At 63.9% G+C, this 24,484-nt stretch carries 20 protein-coding genes; 17 read left to right on the top strand and 3 right to left on the bottom strand.

The window, feature by feature from the left end; genetic code table 11:
* The first annotated feature begins 65 nt into the window (after positions 1–65).
* The 17 genes from QF118_RS04205 to QF118_RS04125 all read left to right on the top strand — a co-directional run bounded on the left by QF118_RS04205 (position 66) and on the right by QF118_RS04125 (position 20,867).
* Positions 66–1,169, top strand: a complete 1,104-nt coding sequence (locus QF118_RS04205) for a cupin domain-containing protein (protein ID WP_282301397.1) — start codon at positions 66–68, stop codon at positions 1,167–1,169.
* Complete coding sequence (locus QF118_RS04200; RefSeq protein ID WP_282301396.1) at positions 1,166–1,717, top strand: DinB family protein; 552 nt, start codon at positions 1,166–1,168, stop codon at positions 1,715–1,717. The genes QF118_RS04205 and QF118_RS04200 overlap by 4 nt, the downstream gene beginning before the upstream one ends.
* 92 nt (positions 1,718–1,809) lie before the next feature.
* A complete protein-coding gene (locus QF118_RS04195; RefSeq protein WP_282301395.1) occupies positions 1,810–2,676 on the top strand; it encodes a shikimate dehydrogenase in 867 nt (288 codons plus the stop codon).
* Positions 2,676–4,559 (top strand): bifunctional sugar phosphate isomerase/epimerase/4-hydroxyphenylpyruvate dioxygenase family protein, encoded by a 1,884-nt coding sequence (locus QF118_RS04190; RefSeq protein ID WP_282302400.1) that lies wholly within the window; start codon positions 2,676–2,678, stop codon positions 4,557–4,559. The genes QF118_RS04195 and QF118_RS04190 overlap by 1 nt, the downstream gene beginning before the upstream one ends.
* A gap of 59 nt (positions 4,560–4,618) precedes the next feature.
* Positions 4,619–5,461 carry an arsenate reductase/protein-tyrosine-phosphatase family protein gene (locus tag QF118_RS04185; protein WP_282301394.1) on the top strand — a complete coding sequence of 281 codons (843 nt, stop codon included), beginning with the start codon at positions 4,619–4,621 and terminating at the stop codon, positions 5,459–5,461.
* Positions 5,458–6,456 (top strand): ArsJ-associated glyceraldehyde-3-phosphate dehydrogenase, encoded by a 999-nt coding sequence (locus QF118_RS04180; protein WP_282301393.1) that lies wholly within the window; start codon positions 5,458–5,460, stop codon positions 6,454–6,456. Before QF118_RS04185 ends, QF118_RS04180 begins: the two co-directional genes overlap by 4 nt.
* Entirely contained in the window at positions 6,399–7,691 is a 1,293-nt protein-coding gene (gene arsJ, locus QF118_RS04175) for an organoarsenical effux MFS transporter ArsJ (protein ID WP_394357072.1), read from the top strand. The genes QF118_RS04180 and arsJ overlap by 58 nt, the downstream gene beginning before the upstream one ends.
* A 257-nt stretch (positions 7,692–7,948) precedes the next feature.
* On the top strand, positions 7,949–9,253 hold the full coding sequence (locus QF118_RS04170; RefSeq protein ID WP_282301391.1) for an ABC transporter substrate-binding protein: 1,305 nt from the start codon (positions 7,949–7,951) through the stop codon (positions 9,251–9,253).
* A gap of 125 nt (positions 9,254–9,378) precedes the next feature.
* A complete protein-coding gene (locus QF118_RS04165) occupies positions 9,379–10,245 on the top strand; it encodes a carbohydrate ABC transporter permease (RefSeq protein ID WP_282301390.1) in 867 nt (288 codons plus the stop codon).
* Between the two features lie 13 nt (positions 10,246–10,258).
* A complete protein-coding gene (locus QF118_RS04160; RefSeq protein WP_282301389.1) occupies positions 10,259–11,089 on the top strand; it encodes a carbohydrate ABC transporter permease in 831 nt (276 codons plus the stop codon).
* Between the two features lie 14 nt (positions 11,090–11,103).
* Entirely contained in the window at positions 11,104–12,108 is a 1,005-nt protein-coding gene (locus tag QF118_RS04155) for an ABC transporter ATP-binding protein (protein ID WP_282301388.1), read from the top strand.
* A 21-nt stretch (positions 12,109–12,129) separates the two neighbouring features.
* A complete protein-coding gene (locus tag QF118_RS04150) occupies positions 12,130–13,602 on the top strand; it encodes a mannitol dehydrogenase family protein (protein ID WP_282301387.1) in 1,473 nt (490 codons plus the stop codon).
* A complete protein-coding gene (locus QF118_RS04145) occupies positions 13,595–14,284 on the top strand; it encodes an HAD family hydrolase (RefSeq protein ID WP_282301386.1) in 690 nt (229 codons plus the stop codon). The genes QF118_RS04150 and QF118_RS04145 overlap by 8 nt, the downstream gene beginning before the upstream one ends.
* A 13-nt stretch (positions 14,285–14,297) precedes the next feature.
* Positions 14,298–15,878 (top strand): FGGY family pentulose kinase, encoded by a 1,581-nt coding sequence (locus QF118_RS04140; protein ID WP_282301385.1) that lies wholly within the window; start codon positions 14,298–14,300, stop codon positions 15,876–15,878.
* An 83-nt stretch (positions 15,879–15,961) separates the two neighbouring features.
* Positions 15,962–17,773 carry a hypothetical protein gene (locus QF118_RS04135; RefSeq protein ID WP_282301384.1) on the top strand — a complete coding sequence of 604 codons (1,812 nt, stop codon included), beginning with the start codon at positions 15,962–15,964 and terminating at the stop codon, positions 17,771–17,773.
* Between the two features lies 1 nt (position 17,774).
* Positions 17,775–20,045: a hypothetical protein gene (locus QF118_RS04130; protein ID WP_282301383.1), complete on the top strand. Its 2,271-nt coding sequence runs from the start codon at positions 17,775–17,777 to the stop codon at positions 20,043–20,045.
* A 69-nt stretch (positions 20,046–20,114) separates the two neighbouring features.
* Positions 20,115–20,867, top strand: a complete 753-nt coding sequence (locus tag QF118_RS04125; RefSeq protein WP_282301382.1) for an HpcH/HpaI aldolase family protein — start codon at positions 20,115–20,117, stop codon at positions 20,865–20,867.
* Here QF118_RS04125 and QF118_RS04120 read toward each other — a convergent pair.
* Genes QF118_RS04120 through QF118_RS04110 form a run of 3 tightly spaced genes read right to left on the bottom strand, consistent with a single transcriptional unit; the run spans position 20,864 to position 24,475 of the window.
* Positions 20,864–22,144 carry a hydroxymethylglutaryl-CoA reductase, degradative gene (locus QF118_RS04120; protein WP_282301381.1) on the bottom strand — a complete coding sequence of 427 codons (1,281 nt, stop codon included), beginning with the start codon at positions 22,142–22,144 and terminating at the stop codon, positions 20,864–20,866. The genes QF118_RS04125 and QF118_RS04120 overlap by 4 nt on opposite strands.
* Positions 22,145–22,180: 36 nt before the next feature.
* Entirely contained in the window at positions 22,181–23,518 is a 1,338-nt protein-coding gene (locus QF118_RS04115) for an NAD(P)/FAD-dependent oxidoreductase (protein ID WP_282301380.1), read from the bottom strand.
* A gap of 42 nt (positions 23,519–23,560) precedes the next feature.
* Positions 23,561–24,475 carry a dihydrodipicolinate synthase family protein gene (locus QF118_RS04110; RefSeq protein ID WP_282301379.1) on the bottom strand — a complete coding sequence of 305 codons (915 nt, stop codon included), beginning with the start codon at positions 24,473–24,475 and terminating at the stop codon, positions 23,561–23,563.
* Between the last annotated feature and the right edge of the window lie 9 nt (positions 24,476–24,484).

Genomic DNA, 24,484 nt, shown 5'->3' with positions numbered 1-24,484 from the left:
GGGGCCAGCCCCCACGCCCCCGGGATATTTTGGGCAATTGGAAGACCGTGCCGGAGGAGGGACATATGAACGAAGAGCTTGACCACGAGTCTGTCGCACATGGCATGACCCCCGATGACAGCCCCGAGTTACGGGCGCTGTACAAGGGGTTCAAGGACAACCACCTGAACCCGCTGTGGACGCAGACCGGCGACCTGATGCCCATGCATCCCAAGCCGAAGGCCGTGGCGCATGTCTGGAAGTGGTCGACCCTGCTGCCGCTGGCCGAGCAGGCGGGCGCATTGGTGCCCGTCGGGCGCGGCGGTGAGCGGCGGGCGATCGGGTTGGCCAATCCGGGACTGGGCGGCAAGGCCTATGTTTCGCCGACCCTTTGGGCCGCGATCCAGTATCTTGGGCCGCACGAAACGGCGCCGGAACATCGGCATTCGCAAAACGCCTTTCGCTTTGTGGTCGAGGGTGAGGGGGTTTGGACCGTGGTGAACGGTGACCCCGTACGCATGTCGCGCGGCGATCTGTTGTTGACGCCGGGGTGGTGTTTTCACGGCCATCACAACGACACCGACCAGCCGATGGCCTGGATCGACGGTTTGGACATTCCTTTCAGCCAGCACAACGATGTTGGGTTCTTTGAGTTCGGCAGCGACCGGGTGACGGATTACGCCACCCCGAACTTTTCGCGGTCAGAGCGGCTTTGGTGCCATCCCGGTTTGCGGCCCCTGTCGCAGTTGCAGGACACCGTTGCCTCGCCCATCGGGGCCTATCGTTGGGAGTTTACCGACCAGGCGCTGACCCAGCAATTGTTGCTGGAGGACGAAGGCCAGCCCGCCACCGTCGAACAGGGGCATGCGGCCGTCCGCTATGTCAATCCGACCACGGGCGGCGATGTGATGCCGACGATCCGCTGCGAATTCCATCGCCTGCGCGCCGGGTGCGAAACACCGGCGCGGCGCGAAGTCGGGTCAACCGTGTTCCAGGTCTTCGAAGGGACTGGCGCGGTGGTGATGGACGGCGAGACGCACAGGCTTGAGAAAGGCGACATGTTCGTGATCCCGTCATGGGTGTCCTGGTCGCTTTTGGCGGAAAGCCAGTTCGATCTTTTCCGGTTTTCGGATGCCCCGATCATGGAACGTCTGAATTTCATGCGCACCCAGGTCGACGGGCAGACATGAGCGATGCGGTCGCGGAGTTGAAAGCGCGGCAGGGGACCGGCGCACGTTATGACGCGCCGAATGCCCCGGCCGAGGATCTGCTTTTGGCGCGGCGCGGCACCGCCTATTTTGCGCGCAAGCTGAACGAATTGACTGACCGGGACCTGGATCACGGCAATCGGAGGCAGATCATTGCCAAGGTCAGTTATGACGCCCGGGCGCTGGCGGGCTTGATGGCGGCGCTGCGCGGTGGGTGGCACGCTGCCGATCCGCGCCGCGAGGCCCTGCCCCGGGAAATCGCCTTTGGCGCGGCGCTGCCCGCGCATGCCCTTCGGCACCTGTTCCACCACACCGAGGTTCATCTGAACGTGGAGTGGCGCGATCTGAGCGCCGCCGATTGGGACCGCCCCCTTCCCGGTGGCGGCATCGCCCGAGAGTTGCCGTTGCAACGCGCCAAAGCCCTTTGGTTGGCGGCAATCGACCTGGGCAATGGCGGGCGTGAACGGGACATGCCGGTTCGGTTGCGGGGCGAAACCTCAGGATCGAACGCGATTGGGGTCTCCACCTAACGCGCGACACCTCCTTAAATTAACCCAAAGGTACAAAAAAATTGACACGTGGGCGGCTTGCGTTATGAACGGTGCAACGTCGGAGAAACCCCATGTCAGAATCGCAGACAAAGCAAAGCCAAAAACCCGACACGGGTGTTCAGGTAGGGTTGATCGGACATGGCATCCAGCTGTCCCGCACACCGGCCATGCATATGCAGGCGGGTCGCGCGCTGGGACTGGAGTACCGCTATGACCTGATCGACCCCGACCGGATGGACGGCACCCCACCGCTGGCCGCGCTGTTGGATCGGGCCGAGGCATCGGGCTTTGCCGGGTTGAACATCACCTATCCGTTCAAGAAGGCTGTGATGCAGCATCTGGACCAGCTGTCCGACGCCGCACAAAAGGTCGGCGCCGTGAACACCGTGGTGTTTCGGGACGGCAAACGCTTTGGCCACAACACCGATTTCTGGGGCTTTGCCGAAGCGATGCGCCAGGGGCTGCCCGGCGTGGATCTGGACTGCGTCCTGCTATTGGGTGCGGGCGGCGCGGGGGGCGCTGTCGCGCATGCCTTGAAGGATCTGGGCGTACAAGACCTGCTGATCCACGACCTGTCGCCTGATGCCGCAGCGACCCTTGCCGACCAGACGGGCGGGCATGTCGCGGCCGATCCTGGCCAAGCTGCGGGCAAGGCCCGCGGCATCGTGAACGCAACCCCGATGGGCATGCAGAAACTGCCCGGCACAGCCATTCCGACCCAGTTCATCACCACAGATCACTGGGTGGCCGATATCGTCTATTTCCCCATGCAGACGCAGCTTTTGCAGGACGCCGGTGCCAAGGGCTGCCGCACCATGAACGGGGCGCTCATGGCGCTATACCAGGCGGTGCGCGCCTTTTCCCTGTTTACCGGCCAGACCCCGGACGAGACCGTCATGCGCGCGGCCTTCGACTCCTTTGACAAGGAAACCACATGATCCGGACTGGCATCGCGACTGTTTCGATCTCGGGGGATTTCCGCAGCAAGCTGGAGGCAATCGCCGCCGCCGGTTATGCCGGGATCGAGATTTTCGAACAGGATTTCATCGCCTTTGACGGCAGTCCGCAGGATGTAGGCCGCATGGTCCGCGATCACGGGCTGGACATCATGCTGTTCCAGCCTTTTCGGGATTTCGAAGGCTTGCCCGAACCACTGCGCGCCAAGGCCTTTGACCGGGCCGAGCGCAAGTTCGACCTGATGCAGGCGCTGGGCACCGATCTGGTTCTGGTCTGTTCGTCCTGCCACAAACAGGCCATCGGAGGCATCGACCGGGCCGCTGCGGATTTTCACGAGCTGGGCGAACGGGCCGCACGGCGCGGCCTGCGTGTCGGGTACGAAGCCCTGGCCTGGGGCCGGCATGTCAATGATCACCGCGATGCCTGGGAAATTGTGCGGCGCGCCGATCATCCCAATGTCGGCCTGATCCTGGACAGCTTTCACACCCTGTCACGCAAGATCGACCCGGAAACCATCCGGCGTATCCCCGGAGACAAGATCTTTTTCGTGCAGCTGGCCGATGCCCCGCTGATCGAGATGGACCTGCTGTACTGGTCCCGGCATTTCCGAAACATGCCGGGCGAAGGAGACCTGGACGTGACCGGGTTCATGCGGGCCGTCATGGCCACCGGCTATCAGGGGCCGATCAGCCTTGAAATCTTCAACGACCAGTTCCGCCAGGGATCGACGCGCGGTGTCGCGCGCGATGGCTATCGGTCTTTGGTTGCGTTGATCGACGATGTGGCGCGGGCCGAACCTGCGCTGCACATCGACATGCCCGCCCTGCCCGCCCGGGTCGAAACCACGGGCGTCGCCTTTGTCGAATTCGCCACACGCGGGGCCGAGGCCAGGGCGCTGGAGCAGACCCTTGCCACGCTTGGGTTCACCCAGGCCAATCGCCACCGCAACAAGGCGGTGTCGCTGTGGCAGCAGGGCGATATCCGCATCGTCCTGAACGAGGAAACCACCGGCCACGCCGATCACAGCTGGAACGCGCGCGGCACCTCGGTTTGCGATATCGGGCTTCAGGTCAGGTCGGCCAAGGACACCGTCGCCCGCGCGACGGCACTGGGGATAGAACCCTTTTCGCAACCCATCGGGCCCGGAGAACTGGACATCCCCGCCATTCGCGGCCTGTCCGGCAGCGTGCTGCACATGCTCGATTCCGGCAGTGGCCTGGACCACGTCTGGGAGGCCGAGTTCGGCGCGACAGACAGTCCGAAGGGCGCCGGGCTGACACGGATCGACCACCTGGCCCAGACCATGAGCTATGAAGACATGCTCAGCTGGACGCTGTTCTACAGCACGATCTTTGACATGCGCAAAAGCCCGATGGTCGATGTCACCGATCCTGACGGGCTTGTCCGCTCGCAAGTGGTCGAGGCCCCTGACGGCGCGCTGCGCATCACCTTGAACGGGGCCGACACCCACCGCACCCTGGCGGGCCGCTTTCTGTCCGAAAGCTTTGGCGCACCGGTGCAACATATCGCGCTGGCCACCGACGATATCTTTTCCTCGGTGACCGCGCTGATCGCCAAGGGGTTCACCCCCCTGCCCATCCCGCAGAACTATTACGACGACCTTGCCGCACGCTTTGACTTTCCGCCGGGCCTGATGGAGCGGATGCAGGCGCTGAACATCCTGTATGATCGGGACGATCACGGCGAATTCTTTCAGGTCTATTCCAAGGCCTTTGCCGGAGGCCTGTTCTTTGAAATCATCCAAAGGGGTTCGGGCTATCGCGGTTTCGGCGCGCCCAATGCCCCGTTTCGGATCGCCGCGCAGAAACGGCTGCGTCAGGTCAAGGGGATGCCCTCGACCTGATCCGGCACCCCGGTCGCCCCCTCTTGCGCCGCGCCCTTTATTTCTGTATTTCGTGAAATATGGAAAATACGATTCCCGACCGCCTTTCGATCCTTGGCCACCCGCAGCGGTTGGCCCTGTTTCGGCTGCTGATGCGCCGCTATCCCGACCGCGTTCCCGCCGGGGAACTGGCCGAGGCGCTGAACCTGAAGGCCAGCACGCTGTCCGCCTATCTGTCTAGCCTGCACCAAGGCGGGCTGATCGCGCAGGAACGGGCCGGGACCTCGCTTTTGTATTCCATCGACATGCCGGTGGTCCGGCAGACCTTTGATTATCTTCTGCTCGACTGCTGCCGCGGTCGGCCGGATATCTGTTCGCCCATCTCTGCCATCCAGCAACCCAGAGGCACGGCCATGGCCCAGCGCAAGTTCAATGTCCTTTTTGTCTGTACCGGCAATTCCGCCCGCTCGATCTTTGCCGAGGCGCTTTTGCGCAAGATCGCGGGCGACCGTTTCAACGCCTATTCGGCCGGGGCAAAACCTTATTCCGAGCTGAACCCTTTTGCGCTGCGCGTGCTGGCCGCCAAGGGCCACGATACCGCGCCGCTGCGCGCCAAGAACGTCAGTGAATTCACCGGTCCCGGCGCGCCCGAATTCGACTTTGTCTTTACCGTCTGCAACCAGGCCGCAAACGAAGAGTGTCCGACCTGGGAAGGCCAGCCCATCAGCGGCCATTGGGGCATGCCCGATCCGGTCAAGGCCACGGGAACCGACGCCCAGATCAGCCTGGCCTTCCAGCAGGCCTATGGCGCCCTGAAAAACCGGATCGAGGCCTTTGCCGCGCTTCCCTTTCACATGCTTGACAAGAACGCCCTACAAAATGCCGTCGATGACCTTGGCGCGCAAAAGATGGATTTGACATGACCACATATGCACTCAATGGCCTTGGCCGTATGGGCAAACTTGCCCTCAAACCGCTGCTGGAGCGGGGCGCAAAGATCGCCTGGATCAACGACGCGGTTGGCGATCCGCAGATGCATGCGCATCTACTGGAGTTCGACACGGTGCACGGCCGCTGGAATGCCAGCTTTGCCCATGACGACACCTCGATCACGGTCGATGGCACGCGCCTGCCGATCCATTGCGAAAAGCGCCTGCAGGATCTGCCCCTGCAAGACGTCGATGTGGTCATCGACTGCACCGGTGCCTTCAAGACCGAGTCGAAACTGGCCCCCTATTTCGCCGCCGGCGTGAAAAAGGTCGTCGTCTCGGCCCCGGTCAAGGATGGCCCGACCGCCAATATCGTCATGGGCGTCAACGACGACAGCTATGACCCCAGGCAGCACCAGATCGTCACCGCCGCCAGCTGCACCACCAACTGCCTGGCCCCGGTCGTCAAGGTCATCCACGAGGCGTTGGCGATCAAGCATGGCTCGATCACCACGATCCACGACGTGACCAACACCCAGACGATCGTCGACCGCCCCGCCAAGGATCTGCGCCGCGCCCGGTCGGCGCTGAATTCGCTGATCCCCACAACCACGGGCAGCGCCACGGCGATCACGCTGATCTATCCGGAGCTGACCGGCAAGCTGAACGGCCATGCGGTGCGGGTGCCCCTGCTGAACGCCTCGCTGACCGACTGCGTGTTCGAGGTGGACCGCCCGACCACGGCACAAGAGGTGAACGCCCTGTTCAAGACCGCCGCCGAGGGGCCGCTGAACGGTATCCTTGGCTACGAGGAACGGCCGCTGGTCTCGACCGATTATACCAACGATCCGCGCTCGGCGATCATTGACGCGCCGTCGACGATGGTGATCAACGGCACCCAGGTGAAAATCTATGCCTGGTACGACAATGAATGGGGCTATGCGCACCGCCTTGTGGATGTCGCCCTGATGGTCGGAGCCTCGTTGTGAAACAGGAAGGACTGGCGGCTTATGTCGCCGTGACGGCAGCCTACTGGGCCTTCATGTTGACCGATGGCGCGCTGCGGATGCTGGTGCTGCTGCATTTCCACGCCATCGGCTTTTCCCCCGTGCAGCTGGCCTATCTGTTCGTTCTTTACGAAATCGCCGGGGTTGTGACCAACCTGTCGGCGGGCTGGATTGCGGCGCGCTTTGGGTTGACCTCGACGCTCTACGCCGGGCTTGGCCTGCAGGTCGTGGCGCTTTTGGCGCTGACCCAGCTGAACCCGGAATGGGCGATTGCCACTTCGGTCACCTTTGTCATGTTGGTTCAGGGCGCGTCGGGCGTGGCCAAGGACCTGGCCAAGATGTCCTCGAAATCCGCGGTCAAGCTGCTGGCGCCGCGCGACGGCGACGGGCTGTTCCGGTGGGTGGCCGTGCTGACCGGATCAAAGAACGCGGTCAAGGGGGTCGGTTTCCTTCTGGGTGCCGCGCTTTTGGCGACGCTGGGGTTTACCACTGCCATCCTGGCGATGGCTGCCGTGCTGGCGCTGATCCTTGTCGCGGTGATGCTGAAAATGCCCCCCGGCCTGCCCACGGGCCGCAAGGATGCCAAGTTCTCCGAGGTGTTTTCGAAGGACCGCAACATCAACTGGCTCAGCTTTGCGCGGGTCTTCCTGTTTGGCGCGCGCGATGTCTGGTTTGTCGTCGGCATTCCGATCTATTTCTACGCGGTCCTGTCGGACGGCTCGGAGCAGTCGAACCGCGCCGCCTTTTTCACCATCGGCACCTTCATGGCCTTTTGGATCATCCTGTACGGGATCGTTCAGGCCAATGCGCCGCGCCTGCTGCGCGCCCGGTCCCGCAGCGCCGCTGCTATCGTCGGGCTGGCGCAGGGCTGGGCCCTTGCGTTGGTGGCCATTCCGGCAAGCCTGGCGCTGCTGGTCTGGCTGGCCGGGGCACCCGCCCCCTGGCTGACCCTTACGCTGGTTTTCGGACTGCTGGCCTTTGGTGCCGTCTTTGCAGTGAATTCATCGCTGCATTCCTACCTGATCCTGGCCTTTACGCAGGACAACCGCGTTACGATGGACGTCGGGTTCTACTACATGGCCAATGCCGCCGGGCGGCTGCTGGGGACTGTCCTTTCAGGGGCAAGTTACCAGATTGGAGGACTGCCTCTTTGCTTGGGGACAGCCGCCGTGATGGTGGCCATCAGTGCCCTTGGGGCGCGGGAATTGAGGGCCTGAGAGGGACCGATTCACCATTCTCATCGCCTCGGCGCACGTTGGGCGAGCAGTGACTCTCGGGCGCGCCGGCAGAATGGGACTATGCCCCAAAAATCTTTCGTGCTTTCCCATTGGCAATTTGTGTCGGTTTCTCAACTGCCTAAACAAGTGGCACCGCCAAAATGCCGCAGCGCAGAGACGAAATTAGTTGACGGAAGGTTACCAGATATGAGTAATTGCCCACGAGCTTAGCATTCGCTCAAACCGGGAGGAAACTCATGACTAAATCCATCCGCGCTCTTCTGGGCGCAACCGCACTTACGGCAACTGCATTTGCTGCATCGGCGGAAACCCTCACCATCGCGACCGTGAACAACGGTGACATGATCCGCATGCAGGGTCTGACCGCTGACTTCACCGCCAAGACCGGCCACGAAGTCGAGTGGGTCACCCTCGAGGAAAACGTGCTGCGTCAGCGCGTGACCACGGACATCTCCACCAAGGGTGGCGCGTTCGACATCATGACCATCGGCATGTACGAAACCCCGATCTGGGGTGCGAACGGCTGGCTGGTCGCGCTGGACGATCTGTCGGAAGAATATGACGCTGCCGACATCCTGCCCGCAATGGCAGGCGGCCTGAGCCATGACGGCACGCTGTACGCGGCACCGTTCTACGGCGAAAGCTCGATGATCATGTACCGCACCGACCTGATGGAAAAGGCCGGGCTGGAAATGCCCGAAGCCCCGACCTGGACCTTCATCCGTGAAGCGGCCGCTGCGATGACCGATCGTGACGCCGACATCAATGGCATCTGCCTGCGCGGCAAGGCCGGCTGGGGTGAAGGCGGCGCCTTCATCACCGCGATGTCCAACTCGTTCGGCGCACGCTGGTTCGACATGGACTGGAACGCACAGTTCGACACCGAAGCCTGGGCAAACACCCTGAACTTCTACAAGGGCATGATGGACGAATCCGGCCCCGCCGGTTACGCCACCAACGGCTTCAACGAAAACCTGTCGCTGTTCCAGCAGGGCAAGTGCGGCATGTGGATCGACGCAACCGTTGCGGCATCCTTCGTGACCAACCCCAACGACTCGACCGTTGCTGACAGCGTCGGCTTTGCCCTTGCACCCGACAACGGTCTTGGCAAGCGTTCGAACTGGCTGTGGGCATGGGCGCTGGCGATCCCCGCCGGTTCGCAGAAAGCCGACGCAGCCAAGCAGTTCGTCGAATGGGCAACCTCGAAAGACTACATCGAGCTGGTCGCGGCCAACGAAGGCTGGGCAAACGTTCCTCCGGGCGCACGTACCTCGCTGTACGAGAACCCGAACTACATGGAAGTTCCGTTCGCCAAGATGACCCTGCAGTCGATCCTGTCGGCTGACCCGAACAACTCGACCGTCGAAGAATCCCCCTACGTCGGCGTCCAGTTCGCGGCCATCCCGGAGTTTGCCGGTATCGCAACTGACGTCAGCCAGGAATTCTCGGCTGCCTATGCAGGTCAGCAGACCATCGAAGAAGCGCTGGAGAAGGCCCAGGCCATCACCAACGACGCAATGGAAGCAGCGGGTTACCGCTAATTTCCTCCCAGTCAGGGGGCGGCCCATGCGCCGCCCCCTGATCATTCGTTAGTCCCTTTTATTTTTTCAATGCAATCTCCGCCTCAGGGCGGCTTACGACCCGGGATATATGGGAGGTGGAAGTTATGGCGACTAAACAGTCGCGGTCCGCGGCCAGGATGATGATGGCGCCGGCCGTCACCCTGCTACTTGGCTGGATGTTGGTACCGCTTATCATGACGCTGTATTTCTCGTTCAGAGATTACAGACCGCTGAGCGGCGGCGACCGCGGCTGGGTGGGTTTTGACAACTACATGCGTTTCGTGACCTCAAGCGCCTTCTGGCCAAGCGTCCAGACCACTCTGGTCATCGTTGGCGGCGTGCTTGTCATCACGGTCTGTCTTGGCATCCTTCTGGCGATCCTTCTGGATCAGCCGATGTGGGGCCAGGGCGTTGTCCGCATCCTCGTGATCGCCCCCTTCTTTGTCATGCCGACGGTGTCGGCGCTGGTCTGGAAGAACATGTTCATGGATCCGACCAACGGCCTGTTGGCGCATCTATGGCGCTTTTTCGGGGCCGAGCCGGTGCAATGGCTGTCACAGGCGTCGCTTCCGTCGCTGATCATGATCGTCAGCTGGCAGTGGCTGCCCTTTGCGACCCTGATCCTGCTGACCGCCATCCAGTCCCTGGACAGCGAACAGCTGGAAGCGGCCGAAATGGATGGCGCACCCTCGCTCAAGCGGTTCTGGTACATCATCCTGCCGCACCTGAGCCGGGCGATCACCATTGTGGTCCTGATCCAGACGATCTTCCTTTTGGGCCTGTTTGCCGAGATCTTCGTGACCACCGGTGGCGCTTTCGGAACCAAGACCCTGTCCTACCTGATCTTCCAGCGTGTGCTGGAAAGCCAGAACATCGGGTTGGGATCCGCGGGCGGTGTCTATGCGATCATCCTCGCCAATATCGTTGCCATCTTCCTGATGCGCATCGTCGGCAAGAACCTGGACGCGTGAGGAGAACCTGATCATGGCACGTGCCGTTACAACAAAACGCAAGTCGATCAACACCATTGCGGCCTGGGCCGTGGGCCTGTTGATCTTCTTCCCGATCCTCTGGACGATCCTGACCAGCTTCAAGACCGAGGGGCAGGCCATCTCGGATCCGCCCGTCTGGTTCTTCTTTGACTGGACCCTGGAAAACTATGCCGTCGTGCAGGAACGTTCGAACTATATGAAGTTCCTGTGGAACTCGGTGATCATCGCGGGCGGATCGACAATCCTTGGCGTGATCATCGCCATCCCCGCCGCCTGGTCGATGGCTTTCGTGCCGTCCAAGCGGACCAAGGACATCCTTCTGTGGATGCTCTCGACCAAGATGCTTCCGGCGGTTGGTGTGCTGTACCCGATCTACCTGCTTTTCATCAAGCTGGGCATCCTGGACAGCCGCTTTGGCCTTGTCATCGTCCTGATGCTGATCAACCTGCCGATCATCGTCTGGATGCTCTACACCTACTTCCGCGAAATTCCCGGTGAAATCCTGGAAGCCGCGCGGATGGACGGTGCATCGCTGAAGGAAGAAATCATCTACGTACTGACGCCAATGGCCGTGCCGGGCATCGCCTCGACCCTGCTGCTGAACGTCATCCTCGCCTGGAACGAAGCGTTCTGGACGCTCAACCTGACGGCTGCAAATGCCGCCCCGTTGACCGCCTTCATCGCCAGCTATTCCAGCCCCGAGGGCCTGTTCTACGCAAAACTGTCGGCGGCTTCGGTCATGGCCATCGCGCCGATCCTGATCATGGGCTGGTTCAGCCAGAAACAACTTGTCCGCGGCCTGACATTCGGCGCGGTTAAATAAGAGGGAGGGGACCAATGGGCAGCATTACGCTCAGCAAGGTGACCAAAAGCTTTGGCGATGTGAACGTCATTCCGCCGCTGGACCTTGAAATCAACGAAGGTGAATTCGTCGTGTTTGTCGGCCCGTCGGGCTGCGGCAAGTCAACCCTGCTGCGACTGATCGCAGGGCTTGAGGATACGACGTCGGGCAAGATCCTGATCGACGGAAAGGATGCCACGGCCCTGCCGCCCGCGAAACGCGGCCTGGCCATGGTGTTCCAAAGCTATGCCTTGTATCCGCACATGACGGTACGCAAGAACATCGCGTTCCCGATGAAGATGGCGGGCATTCCCGAGGACGAACAGAAGCGTCGCATCGACAACGCGGCCTCTGCTCTGAACCTGACCGACTATCTGGACCGCCGCCCCGGGCAGCTGTCCGGCGGTCAGCGCCAGCGTGTCGCCATCGGCCGCGCGATCGTTCGCGAACCCGCCGCATTCCTGTTCGACGAACCGCTGTCGAACCTTGATGCGGCGCTGCGTGTCGGCATGCGGATGGAAATCTCGGAACTGCACGAAAAGCTGGCCACCACGATGGTCTACGTGACCCACGACCAGGTCGAAGCCATGACCATGGCCGACAAGATCGTGGTGCTTCAGGCCGGTGTGATCGAACAGGTGGGCAGCCCGCTTGACCTGTACCGCGAACCCAAGAACAAGTTCGTGGCCGGTTTCATCGGGTCGCCCAGGATGAACTTTATCGAAGGCGCCGAGGCAGCCAAGCACAATGCCCACACCATGGGCATCCGTCCCGAACACCTGGCGGCGTCGATGGAAAGCGGCGCGTGGAAAGGCACGGTCGGCGTATCGGAGCACCTTGGTTCGGACACCTTCCTGCACGTCCACGACACGGGCCTGGCGGAAACGCTGACCGTCCGTGTTGGCGGTGAATTCAACGCCCACCACGGCGACCAGGTCTGGTTGACGCCCGAAGCGGACAAGATCCACCGCTTTGACGCCAACGGCCTGCGCATCGCCTGACCCGCAAATCGGTAGAGAAAAATGACCCTGAAACTCTCCAACGCCACGTTGAACGCCCTGCCCGAAAACGTCGGTCGTCCCGGTTATGACCGGGCGACCCTGCGTGCCGGGATCCTGCACTTTGGGGTCGGCAATTTTCACCGCGCCCATCAGGCGACCTATCTGGACAGCCTGATGAACATGGGCGAAGCAACCGACTGGGCGCTTGTCGGCGCCGGCGTCTTCGAGGGCGAGCGCAAGGGCCGCGAAATCCTCAAGACCCAGGACTGGTTGACCACCCTGGTCGAACAGGAAGCCGACAAAAGCGAGGCGCGCGTTCTTGGCTCGATGATTGATTTCATCGAGCCGGGCGACGCCGCCGCGACCATCGCCCGGATGGTGCAGGACGATATCCGTATCGTCTCGCTCACCATCACCGAGGGCGGTTATTTCCTGGATGCCAAGGACAACTTCAACCCTGCGCATCCGGACATTCAACACGACGCGGCCAACCCGGCCGCGCCCAAGACCGTCTTTGGCATGATGCTGGCCGCCCTGCGCGCCCGCAAGGATGCCGGGACCCCGCCGTTCACCGTGATGTGCTGTGACAACATTCCGCACAACGGATCGGTCACCCGGCGCACGCTGACCGGACTGGCCCGCCTGTCGGACCCCGACTTCGCCGACTGGATCGAAGCCAATGTCGCCTTTCCGAACGCAATGGTCGATCGGATCACCCCGGCAACCACCGACCGCGAACGCAACATCCTGAAGGAAGACTTCGGGATCGAGGACGGCTGGCCGGTCTTCTGCGAGGATTTCACCCAGTGGGTTCTCGAGGACAACTTTCCCCTGGGGCGCCCGCCGCTTGAAAAGGCCGGTGTGCAGTTCGCCGAGGATGTGACGCCCTTCGAGTTGATGAAGCTGCGCATCCTGAACGCGGGCCACGCGGTCATTGCCTATCCGGCGGGCCTGCTAGACATCCACTTTGTCCACGAAGCCATGGAACACCCGCTGATCCGTGCCTTTCTGCGCAAGATCGAGGAAACCGAGATCATCCCGCAGATCCCCCCGGTTCCCGAGACCAACACCAACGCCTATTTCGACAAGATCGAAGAACGGTTCTCGAACCCCAAGATCGGCGATACCATCCGGCGTCTTTGCCTGGACGGGACCAACCGTCAGCCGAAATTCGTGATCCCTGCCCTGCGCGACGCGCTGGCCGCAGGCAGCCGGTTCGAAGGGCTGGCGCTGGAATGCGCGCTGTGGTGCCGCTATTGCGCCGGAACGACGGACGCGGGCGCGGAAATCGCCCCCAACGATCCGAACTGGGATCAGTTGAAGGCAACCGCCCTGCAGGCAAAGGACCGCCCGCAAGCCTGGCTGGAACAAGAGGCCGTCTATGGCGATCTCGCCGGTCACGCGGCCTTTGCCGAACGGTTCGCGTTCTGGCTGAACGCACTTTGGGCCGACGGTACAAAGGCGGCCCTGACACGGTACGTGGAAGGTGCGTGATACCGTGCAAGAGGCAAAGCGCAACGGGTTGGTGATCTTCGACTGCGACGGTGTCCTTGTCGACAGTGAGCCAATCTCGCTTGCGGTGATGTTGGACATCCTTGCCGAAGCCGATTGCCCTTTGACTGTACAGGAGGGCTATGACCATTTGCTTGGCCGTAGCCTTTCGACCATTTCCAACTGGTTGCACGACACCCGTGGCGTTGATCTTACGCAGGATCGTCTGACCGAGATGCGCAACCGTCTTTACCTGCGCTTTCGACAGGATCTGCGGGCGATCCCGGGCGTCTCCGAGGCGATCCTGGCCCTGCCCTGGCGCAGCTGCGTCGCCTCGTCCAGCCAGCCGGATCGCATCCGCCTTTCGCTGGACCTGACCGGCCAGCGTGACCTGTTCGAACCCAATATCTTCAGCGCCACCATGGTTCAGCGCGGCAAACCCGCGCCCGATCTGTTCCTGCACGCAGCCCGGCAGTTCGATGTCGCGCCCGAGGATTGCGTAGTCATCGAAGATAGCCCCGCAGGCATCCAGGCCGCCCAGGCCGCGGGCATGCAGGTCATTGCCTTTGTCGGTGGGTCGCACGCCGAACCGGCAAACCTGCGCGAAAAGGTTGCAAAACTTGCGCCAAGGGCGATCATCTCGGACATGAGCGATCTTCCTTCGTTGATTCAAACCCTCGCCTGACCCCGGTGATCAGATGACACGCTATGTCTGCGCCGTGGACGTCGGGACACTCAGCGCCCGCGCCGGTATCTTCGATTCCGACGGCGAAATGCTGTCGCGTCAGGTCAGCGGGTTCCCGGTTCACGAAGGCGAAGGGCATGTTGGCGAATACGCCTCGGGGGATATCTGGCGCGCCGTCTGCGATGCGGTAAGGGCGGCCGTGCGCAGCAGCGGCGTGCAGGCCGATCAGGTCAGCGCCCTGGCCTTCGATGCCACCTGTTCCCTTGTCCTGCTGGATCGCGATCACGCGCCCTTGCCGCTGGGCCCGGATGGGCGCGACACCATCGCCTGGTTCGATCACCGCGCCCTGGCCGAGGCGGAACGATGCACCGCCACCGGCCACGCGCTGATCCGTCACCTTGGCCAGGCCATGTCGCCGGAAATGCAGACGCCCAAGCTGATGTGGCTGAAAACCCATCGCCCGGACCTGTGGGCCGCGCTGGGATATGCCGGCGATCTGAGCGACTATCTGGTCCTGCGCAGCACCGGACAGGCGGTGCGGTCGGCCTGTGCTGCGGCGGCGAAATGGCCCTACCTTCCGGCCTCTGGCGGCTGGCAGCACGATTTTCTGACACAGGTCGGCCTGCCCGATCTACCGCAAAAGGCCGGGCTGACCGCCCCCCCGGCCCCAGTCGGCACCACCGCAGGCACCCTGACTGCGGCCAGCGCCGATGCGCTTGGCCTTGCCACCGGCACCAAGGTGGCAACCGGGATCATAGATGCCTTTGCCGGGGCCATCGGCACCCACGGCCTGTTCCCGAAAGGCACGGCGCCCGACCTGCAGCAGACCCTGATCACCGGCACATCGAACTGCATCATGTCTGTCAGCAAAGAACCGCTTTACCGCGCGGGGCTTTGGGGTCCGTACCGCGACGCCGCCATGCCCGGCCGCTGGGTCAGCGAAGGCGGGCAATCGGCCGCCGGTGCCCTGCTGGACCATGTTCTGGACAGCTGGCCGCGCACGGGCGACGGCAACCGCCCCGGTCATTCCGATGTCACCGCCCGGCTTGGCGCGCTGCTGGCCCAGCATGGCCCGGGCTTTGGCGGACATATCCATGTGCTGCCGGATTTCAACGGCAACCGCTCACCGCTCAGCGATCCGATGGCCAGGGGCGTGATCAGCGGGTTGTCGCTGGATCGCAGCTTTGACGCGCTGTGCGCGCTGTATTGGCGTGCGGCGCTGTCTCTGGCGCTGGGGGTGCGGCAGATCATCTCTCATGCCAGCGGCGAGAACCTGGACACAAGCGATCTTGCGATGGTCGGCGGCCTGGCCCAAAGCGATCTTTTGGCGCAGTTGTTTGCCGATGTCACCGGGCGGCGCATCCTGCGGCACCAGGGCCAGGACACCATCCTGCTGGGCACCGCGACACTGGCCTTTGCCTGCCTGGACAAGGATTCCGCGATTGGCCCCATCGCCCGCGACATGGCCGCCGACCCCGTGATCAAGACCCCCGATCCCGCGGCGCAGGCGCTGTATGAACGCGACTATCAGGTGTTCCTGCGGATGCAGGCGCATCGCGCGGAAATTGCCGCGCTTGGCGCAAAAAACCCCTGATCCTGTCCCGACCTTAACCTGCATCATGTCGCTGCCCCTCAGCGGGCCTAGACTTGCCCCGAAACCGTTTGGGGACAGGACAGATGCACCTGGGAAAGATCGCCGCCACCGCAATTGCCTTGACCGCCGCGCCGCTGGCCCTGACCGCTGCGCCGATCGAAACCATCACCCAGGGCTCGGGCCCCTCGGAAGAGGTGGTGCGCTATCAGCTGGGCCCGGATGCCATGGACTTCCGCTTTGCCACGGATCGCGTGACCGCCCTGGCCAATGCCATTGCCTCTGATCGCGAAGCCGCCCGGCAACAAGAGGCGCTGAACAACGGGTTGACCCTGTTTGGCGATGTCTTTGGCGGCACGGGCGTCATCAGCACCCTGGCCGAAAACGTCGGGCAGGTAGCATCGTTGAACGGCGTGAACACCGTCATGACCTATGCCGGTGTCCTGTTCACCGGCGTGACCGTCGCCAACGACCTATTGCAGGGCAAGCAGGATGCCGCTGCCGTCGGCGCCTACAAGGGGGTCATCAGCTTTGCCATTTCCAACTATGGCTGGGCGGCGCTTCAGACCGCAGGCACCACGCTGTTCATCTTTGACATCACCCTGCGCGAGGTCGAGGCAGGCGGGCGCAACATCTATCGCGACCGCTGGCGCCCCGATCTGCAACGCTTTTTCCGCGAAGACCCGTCCGTCGCCCGCACCCTGAACGATTGGAAATCGCTGGTCTGGGCGCTGTACGAAACCGCCCAGCCAAAACCCGGTCAAGAGAAGGCCCCGGGCGCCGATCCCTTTCGCGCGGGGTTGATGGCAGAGCTTGACCGCTATGTCGGCAGTGCCACGCTGGAACAGATCGCCTTTTACTCGGATGCCTCCCGCACCGGCGGCGGTTCAAGCGGGCTAAGCCAGACGATCCTTGATGACCTGCGCGCCGAACACAAGGATGCGCTGCTGGCGATGATCGCAAGGGATGTGATGCCGGAAATCGCGCAGCGCGCCAAGGCGCTGCACATGCGCCGACTGGTGGACCAACTGAACCGCGACCTGCGGTTCAAGATGAACTACCCGATCCATCTGGACGTGACCGCCTGGGGCATGGACGGCGCCCGCGTCCGCATTCCGACCCGCAGCGGTGACGATTGGGGTGGGCCGCTGTCGGCGCAGGGCACCTTTGCGCTGGATTTCACCACCTTCGCATGGATGAAGGCCGGGCTGCCGGACACCATCGTTGTTGAGACCGCGCAAGGCACCACGCTGCAGGCCCCGCTGACCGTCAAGGGCAGCATGGCGGCAGCGATCTTTGGCCAGCCGGTCACCCCGATCGTCACAAGGATGCAACTGGACGAAGGCGACCGGCGCTGCACCCGCGAAACCCGGACCCTGGCCGGAGAGGTGTTGGACGAAGAACGCCGCACCTTTGCCGCCGGCCCCAGCCAGATCCTGGATTTCGCGCAATTGGCCAATGGCCAGATCGTGCTTGGCTCCTATGACGGCGCGACCGGGCAGTGGGCCTCGGCCTCGCCCGGGTTGTGGCTTTATGGCACGCAGCTGCACCTGGGCGAGCCGCGCTATCAGGGGCTTGCGGCGATGAAGGATTGCAACGTCTCGCTGTTCACCAGGCAGGGCGATTATGCCGAGGGCAAATGCCGTTTTGACCGCGAACGCGAGCGGGTGACCGGGGCGAGTGTCAGCCGCGTCAGCTGCACCAGCGATGGCACGGTCACCATGAAGGGGGTCTTTGCCGATATCGGGCAGGGCAAGACCTATTACCCGATGGACGATCCTGCCAGCCGCCGGATGATCGACGAAATGCGCAAGGCCATGTCCAGGATCGACCCGACCATGTTCCAGCAGATGGGCATTGCCGTCCCCAGCCTGCCGCAGGGCACAGAAGGAAACTGAGATGAAAACGCTATTTGCCGGCGCAGGTCTGTGCGCCTTGATGCTATGCTTGCCCGCCCAGGCGGAAACCCTGGCCGATCTGGGGCGTGCCACCCTTGCCCCGGCGCAGGAACGCCCGCTTGACGATCTGCTTGGCCCGCTCGATGCGGCGGCCCTGCCCCCGCTGAGCGTCCCGGGGATCAGCCTTGATCCTGGCGCCCCACCTGAGGCGGCCGACTGGGGGGATTTTGACCTGGATCTTGCCCAATCCTCAGCGACGCCCGTGGACAGCCCGCCTGCACCCGCGCCTGCCGCCAACGCCAACGACAGCGGCATCACCCCCGCCGATCCGCCCGCCGACTGGATCTGGTTCGACATGCAGGACAGCCGCATTGCCCTGCCCCCCGGCTGGAAGACGATGGAGGAAAAGGACGGCGCGCGCGCGGTCTTTGTCGGCGATGCTTCTGTTCCGCGGGGGCAGCTCATCTCGGTCGCGCTGGACGATGTCAGCGGCACGACCATCGACGGGCTTTTGGACGACCTCGAGGATGAGGGCGGCAGCCTGCAGGCAAGGGGCGACATCACGCTTGGCGACGAAGTGCTGGATTGGGCGGATGTCACCATGGACATGGGCGGCATCCCGGCGCAGATGCGCGTTTACATGACCCGCAGCCTGCTGGGCGAAGACGCGGAGCCGATCAACATGGCCTTTGGCGCGGTCGGTGGCGCCGACCCGGTCGATCCTGCGATCCGCGATACCGTTCTGGCCTCTTTGCGGCTGGGCAAGGTGCATCAGGCCGAACCCGCCGCACCGCCCACGATGGCCACGGGCACGGGCGCCGAGCAGGTCAAGACCCTGTTCGGCACGCTGGTCACCGTGACCTTGCCCGCCGGTTGGAGCGGCATCGCCACCCATGAAAGCGGCGATTACAGCGCCCCCGGCGGAGCCTTGCGGGTGCGGTTCCTGTATGGCGACCCCGCGACCAAGGAACTGGCCGGACTGGCACCCGGGGCCAGCGCCATTCCCACATGGCAAGGCAATGCCCCCGCGCAGGAATATGGCCTGAACGGCACCGAACTGACCGTCTGGGACAACTGCCCCGAACCGGGCATGCCGCTGGTCATGCTGCTGAGCGGCCCCGCCGGGTTTCAGAATGGCCTAGAATACCGGGAAATCCTGACCCGGTTGCAGATCACCATGCCAAAAGCCGCCGCGCCCTGCGGCGCACCGCCGCCGCAGACATCCGAACCGCAGCAGCAGGCCGCGGCGCCCGGGGCCCCCGTTGCAACCCCGCAGCCCCCTGCGCCGCCTGCCCCGGACCCCGCCGCTGCTGCATGGGGCGAGGATGTCTTTGAAACCGATGCCTCGGGCTATACGCTGTATCGCAACGCCCGCCATGGCGTCAGCATTTCCTATCCCGGCACCTATTTTCAGGCCGATCCGCCGCCCGCAAATGGCGACGGGCGCAGCTTTCGATCGGTCGATGGGCAGGCCAGCTTTTACGTCTTTGCGCAATACGACGCGCTGGACCTTGGTCTTGATGGCATGCGCGCCGAGGACCGCGCCAGCTTGGCGCCGTTGTACTATGACCAGCCCGAACAGGGCGCCTACCAGATGGCCGGGGCGCGTGATGGCAAGACCGTGATCCGCCGCGTGATCCGCGATTTGGACGGGCTGACCCGAACCTTTGAAATCAGCTATCCGCCGGAACGCGAATCCGAATTCAGCGCCGTGGTGGCCCATATGGCGGGCAGCTTTGGACCGCCGCCCGACCTGACCCCGCAGACCATGGCCGTGCCGCAACCTCCGCAAACCGCCGCCGTGCCGCAACCGCCGGCACAGGCCCCGCGCCCGATTACCCAGCCCCCCGCCGCGACGCCCCCAAGACCGGCCAGCCCCGGTGTCGGCATGACCGATGCGCCGGTGGGCGCCTTGTACACCCCGCAGCGCGGCAGCGCCGAACGCTCGGCCATCATGGATGCCGCCCGGGTGCCGATCGTGCCCGCCATCGGCCAGCACGTGATTTTCGTCGTGGATGTGCTGAACAGCGACGGGCATTGGGCCTATCTTCAGGCGACCCCCGTCAACGCCGACGGCACGCCGCTGAACTGGCTGCGCACCAACTATGCCAGCGACTGGGCCGCCGACGCCATGAGCGATGTGGTCATGGTCCTGCTGCGCCGTGACGGCGCTGGCTGGCAGGCCATCGACTGGATCGTCGGGCCGACCGATGTGGCCTGGCTGGAATGGGTGCCGCGCTACATGCTGCCCGTCCGCCTGTTCCAGCCCTAGCTTGCAAGGGCCGCGCGAACAGGCGCATGGTGGCCGCAGGCACCCCCCTTGCAAAGAAAGCGGATCAACATGGCCGAGCTGAAAACCAACACCTTCAAGGCCGCGATCCAGCGGATGGAACTGCAGCGCGGTCTGTGGTGCACCATGAGTGATCCGCTGGCCGCCGAGATGATGGCCGATTGCGGTTTCGACTGGATGATGTTCGACACCGAACATTCACCGATGGACCCGGTCAGCCTGCTGCCACTGCTGCAGGCGGTTGCGCCCTACCCGGTCACCTCCATTGTCCGCCCCTCTTGCCTGAACGCCGCCGAGATCAAGAAGCTGCTGGATATCGGCGCGCAGACGATCCTTGTACCCTATGTGCAAACCGCCGATGAGGCCGCGCAGGCCGTCGCCGCCGTGACCTATCCGCCCGCCGGCATTCGCGGCGTTGCGGGCCTGACCCGCGCCACGCAATTCGGCAAGATCCCCGGTTATCACAAACGCGCCCGCGAACAGATTTGCCTGATCGTTCAGGTCGAAACCCGCGAGGCGATGGGCAATATCGAAGCCATCGCCGCCGTCGAGGGCGTCGACGGCATCTTTGTCGGGCCTGCCGATCTGGCCGCCTCGCTTGGCTATCCCGGAGAGCCGAACCACCCCGAGGTCACCCGCGCCGTTCTGGACTGCATTCGCCGCATCCGCGCGGCGGGCGTTCCACCGGGCATCCTGACGCTTTCCCAAGAGGTACGCCTGCAGGCGATCGAGGCCGGCGCGGTCTTTGTTGCTGGCGATCTGGATCTGGCCGCCCTGCGCAAGGGCTTGTCGACGCCCGACTAGTAGGCGCCGTCCAGAACCTGTTTCGCGCGGTCCACGCTGACGTCATTCGCCGCGACGATTGCCTTGGCCACACGGTCGATATCCGCCCCCGTCGCCCCGGCGGTGATGGCGATGTTGCGGGCGTGCAGGGCCATGTGGCCGCGCTGGATGCCTTCGGTCGACAGCGCCCGCAGCGCCGCCATGTTCTGCGCCAGCCCGACCGCGGCGGCGACCTCGCCCAGTTCCTGGGCCGAGGTGATCCGCATCAGCCTTAGGGCCGCCTGCGCCGCAGGGTGGGTGCGGGTTGCGCCGCCGACGGTGCCCAGCGCCATCGGCATTTCCAGAACACCGCTCAAGGCGTCATCACCGTCGATTTCCCAGGTCGTCAACGAGCAGTAGCGCCCGGACCGCGCCGCATAGGCATGCGCCCCGGCCTCGATCGCGCGCCAGTCGTTGCCGGTGGCGACGACCACCGGGTCGATGCCGTTCATGATGCCCTTGTTGTGGGTTGCCGCACGGTAGGGGTCAATCAGTGCCAGCGCGCAGGCCTCGACAATGCCCTGGGCCACCTGCGCCCCGTCCAACGTCTGCGTTGTAAGGGCCGCGGCCGGAATGCGGACCGAGGCCGTGACCACCCGGCGATCCGCCAGGTTTGACAGGATGCGCAGGCGCACCGTGCCGCCGGTGATTTCCTCGACCTTGGGTGCGATCATTTCGGCCATGGAATTGACGGTGTTCGCCCCCATGGCATCGCGCACATCGACCAGCAGGTGCAGCACCACCATCGGCCCGATGGGCGAGCTGTCAAAGACCTGCACCTCGATCCCCTTGCAGCCACCGCCAAGCCCGACCAGCACGGTGTCGCGGGAATTGGCCATGTCGATCAGCACGCCCTGCTGCGCCAGCAGGCGCGCCCGCGCTCCATGCGGATCGCTTAGCCCGATCACCTGCACCTGCGCGCGCATGATCGGCAGAGTGCTGGACACGGTAAACCCGCCGCCTTCACGCGCCAGTTTGGCCATAAAGGACGCCGCCGCCACGACCGAGGGTTCCTCGACCGCCATCGGCACAAGGTATTCGCGTCCGTTGATCAGGAAATTCGACGCCACCCCAAGCGGCAGCTCAAAGGTGCCGATGACGTTCTCGATCATGCCGTTCGCCAGATCGGGGGGCAAAGCCGCCCCGGCAAGGGTTTTGGCGTCGTCTTCGCCCAGGCCTGCGGCCCCGGCGATGGCGTCCCGCCGCGCTGCCGGGTCCATGGCGCGCAGGCCTTCAATGCGTGAAGAATACTCGGTCATGCTGTCCCCCTTGGCAGGCCGCCGGAATAGGGCCGCCTATTCCGCACCGGCCTTCCATTCTTTCCAGCGCAGCACAGCATTCGCGCCCGGATCGCGCAAGGGGCTTGGCGGCAGTTTCGCCGGTGCAGGCGCAGCCCCGAAATGCCGGGTGATGGTGCTGGTGTGACCGCAGGCCAGTTCCGCCGCGCCGATCCCGGTCAGCGTGCCACGCGCGGTGCCCAGCCCGTTCTGGACGCAGGCCGAAAACAGCCCCGGTTCCAGTTCGCGCATGACAGACACGGCATTCAGGCTAAGACACAGGTGGCCGGCCCATTGGTACTGCATCGGCGTGCCTGCCAGTTGCGCAAACCGCGCGTCGAATTTCTGCCGGTGCACCCGCGCGGCGCGGGTCAGATCGCGCGGGCGCGTCTCCATGCCGGATCGCAGCACGGCGCAGCTGCGCGTGACGATGCGGTTGCCGCCCTGCCCGCTGTCGATCCGGCGCATCGTCGTTCCCATCGGGTCCGATGGCGTGATGCCCCAGCGCGGTTGCCCGCCCAACTGCCCAACCTGATCCGACGTCAGTTCCGCCGTCATCGAGGCGAACAGGAACAGGTGCATCAGGCGCCCCCGCTCGAAGCCAAAGCTTTCCAGGTGGCCGTTGTTGGCCAGGATCACACGCGGGCAGGTGATGCTGCCCCGCGGTGTATCGACCCGCCAATCGGGACCAACCCGTGTCAGCGCGGTCACCGGGCTTTGTTCGTAGATCGCCACATCCCGGGACAGCCCTGCCGCCAGCCCGCGGATATACCCCGCCGGTTGCAGCATAACGGTGCCCGGCGTGAACAGCCCCGATCGGTAATAGTCACTGCCCGTCATGTCACGCATCTGCGCCGCGTCCAGATGTTCGAACCCTTCACCAAGGGTTTCAAGGTGCCGCGCATAGCTGCGGTTGTGGCCCTGCGCCGCCTCGCTGACCGCGCCATTGACCTTGCCGCATTCGTCAAAATAGGCGGGGTCGATGGCATAGTCCTGCACGGCCGCGCGGGCAAAGCCGATGGCCTGCCGGTTCAGGGCGATCACCGCGCGATCATCCCCCGCCCCGGCATAATCCGCCGAGGTCAACTCGTGCGGCAAATCAATCATGAAGCCCGAGTTGCGCCCCGCCGCCCCCTCGGCCACCCGCCCGGCCTCAAGCACTGCGACCTTGGCGTCGGGCTGCAATTGCAGCAGGCGGCGCGCGGCGGACAACCCGGCAAAGCCCGCGCCGATGATCGTGAAATCGGCCCGCTGCGCATCCTTCAGGATGCGCCCCGCAGGCTGCGGACCCAGGATCGCGTTCCAGGCGGCAGGGCCGCGTTGCTGCGGCAGGCGTTTGGCGCGATACACCGTCACGGCCAGCCCATCGCATCATGGTGCGCCGGTTGGGCCATCGCCTCAGCGCCCGGCCTGAATGTCGGCGATGGTGCGTTTAAGCACCGCCACCACCTGCGCCAACCGGTTTTGCTCCTCCGCGTCCAGCGCGGTCAGCGGCGGCCGCACGACCGAGGCGTCGATGCCCGTCATCGTGACCCCATGCTTGATGGTCTGGATGAACTTGCCGCCCTGTTCCAGCACATGCATCAGCGGCAAAAGCGCAGCCATGATGCGGCGTCCCTTGGCGAAGTCACCCTGAACCACGCAGGCCTCGTACAGGGCCACGTGTTCCTGCGGCAAAAAGTTCGACCCGCCGCAAACCCAGAACGGCGCGCCCCAGGCAAAGAATTCCAGCGCCTGATCATCCATGCCGCAGCCCAACTGGATTTGCGGATACTCTTGCGCCAAAAGGTGCACGCGATTGATATCGCCCGAGCTTTCCTTGATGCCGCAGACATTGGCGCTTTGGCTGACGTGATCCAGAAAGGCGGGGCCCATCATGGTGCCGGTGCGGTGCGGATAGTTGTACAGCATGATCGGCAGATCGGCGGCCTTGTCGATCGCAAGGGCGTTCAAGGCGTTTTCATGGTCGGTGGGCACCGCATAGGGCGGACTGGCCAGCAGGATCGCATCGGCGCCCATGGCGCGCGCGCCCTTGGCCAAGGCCACAGAATCCGAGGTCAGCATCGCCCCGGTGCCCACCACCAAGGGCAGCCGCCCCTTGATCCGGGCATGGGTAAACGCGGCAATGTCCAGGCGTTCCTGGACCGTCTGAGCATAGTTTTCCCCGGTCGAACCGCCCGAGACCAGCCCATGCACCCCCGAGTCGATCAGAAAGTCGATCACCTCGGCCAGAGCGTCCCAGCGCACCGAACCATCGGCATTCATCGGCGTCACAAGCGGGGTATAGATCCCCTCGAATTTGAAAACGGGCATTGTTGCTGA

It is taken from the genome of Tropicibacter oceani (assembly GCF_029958925.1).
GTDB classification, from domain to species: Bacteria; Pseudomonadota; Alphaproteobacteria; order Rhodobacterales; family Rhodobacteraceae; genus Pacificoceanicola; species Pacificoceanicola oceani.
Note: the sequence above shows the minus strand (reverse complement) of the source record. Positions and strands in the feature narration are given on the sequence as shown.